Source organism: Streptomyces sp. MB09-02B, from assembly GCF_033794485.1.
Classification (GTDB): domain Bacteria; phylum Actinomycetota; class Actinomycetes; order Streptomycetales; family Streptomycetaceae; genus Streptomyces.
In genome coordinates, this window is record NZ_JARGEE010000830.1 from 1 (window position 1) to 1,535 (window position 1,535).

The 1,535-nt window shown below is 72.1% G+C and carries 2 protein-coding genes; one reads left to right on the forward strand and one right to left on the reverse strand.

Annotated features, from left to right (window positions below; all coding sequences use genetic code 11):
- A partial coding sequence (locus P1P70_RS44450; RefSeq protein ID WP_319248158.1) for a histidine kinase dimerization/phosphoacceptor domain-containing protein occupies nucleotides 1-906 on the reverse strand: 906 nt, incomplete at its 3' end.
- Between the two features lie 92 nt (nucleotides 907-998).
- Between P1P70_RS44450 and P1P70_RS44455 the strand changes: the two genes are divergently transcribed.
- A partial coding sequence (locus tag P1P70_RS44455) for a GNAT family N-acetyltransferase (RefSeq protein WP_319248160.1) occupies nucleotides 999-1,535 on the forward strand: 537 nt, incomplete at its 3' end.

The following is a 1,535-nucleotide window of genomic DNA, read 5'->3' on the forward strand; positions in this document are numbered from 1 at the left end:
GGTCAGGACGGCCGGCGGGGCGGGGGGCGAGGTGTCGTCGGGGTCGTCGCGCAGGACGTCCAGGAGACGGCGTAGCTCCGCGAGGGCCTGGCGGCTGGTGGTGGAGATGGCGGTGAGGGCCTCGGTCGCGCGGGCGGGGTCCTTCGGTGCCGCGTAGCGGCCGCCGTCGGCCAGACCGGTGATGACGGAGAGGTTGTGGCCGATGATGTCGTGCATCTCCCGTGCGATGCGGGCGCGTTCGGCGGCTGTGGCGAGGCGGAGCTGCTGGTCGCGTTCGACTTCCAGCTGGCGGGCGCGTTCGACGAGGGAGGCGAGGTACTCCTTGCGGGTGCGCACGGCTATGCCGGCGACCGCAGCGAAGGCCAGGGCCGTCGCCGCGGGGCCGATGTTCTGGTTGAGGCCCTGTTCGGCGGGGTAGCGGATGGCGCCGACGACGTAGGGCAGGAGGGCCAGGGCGTAGGACCAGAGCAGGGTGCGGTGGCGGGTGCGCAGTGCGACGTGGAAGACGGTGAGCACACAGAGTTGTCCGGCCTGGAGGGAGGCGCCGGTCCAGGTGTTGACGGCGGCGAACGGCAGCGTCGTCAGGAGCACCGCGAAGGGGTGGGTGCGGCGCCGGAGGAGCGGGAGGGTGAAGCCGAGGGAGAGGGTGACGATCAGCCAGCCGGGGAGAGCGGGATTCTCGGCGACGTTCTGCCAGCCGTCGCTCGTGTAGTCGATGAGGGCGGCCGTCACGAAGAAGCCCGTGACGAGAAGGTCCCAGAGCAGGGGGCGGCGGCGGTCGAGATCCCGGGCTCGTTGGGTGCCGTGCCGGAAGTGGTGGGTCAGGGGTTGCGGGCCGGTCGGCTGCCAGGTGCTGTCGGTGCTCGTTCTGGTGTCGGTTGCGGGTTCGGTGCCGTCGCTCGTCACGTGGGCATCCTGCTACGTGGGCGGGGCCGGGGCGTGCGACCGGGGCCGGAAATCCGGTGAAGGTGTAGTACCCCGGTACTACCGTGGCCCGTATGAAGCTGCCTGCGCGTGCTGAGAGTCCTGCTCTTCCCGAGGGGTACCGGATTCGGTCCGTCCGTGCCGAGGAATGGCGTGAGGTGCGGGAGTTGAGGCTGGCCGCGCTGCGGGATCCGGTGGCTCATCTCGCGTTCCTGGAGACGTACGGGGAGGCGGCGGCGCGTCCCGACACCTTCTGGAAGGAACGGGCGGCGGGGGCAGCCGAGGGGGCGTGGCAGCGGCGGCAGTTCGTGGTGGAGAGCGCGGCCGGTGAGTGGGTCGGGACGGTGACCGTGCTCGTGGAGGAGGCCGGGGCGCGGGACTTCTTCGGGGGAATCGTCGAGCGGCGGCAGGCGCATCTGGTGGGTGTGTTCCTGCGGGACGGGCATCGCGGGAAAGGCGTGGGCGAGGCGCTGTTCGCGGTCGCGGTGGGGTGGGCCCGGCAAGCCGGGGTGGAGCGGGTGCGGCTGTTCGTGAACGAGGGGAACGGGCGGGCCGCCGCCTTCTACCGGCGGGTCGGATTCGTCGGCCGGGGGGTGGCTGGCGAGGGGGAC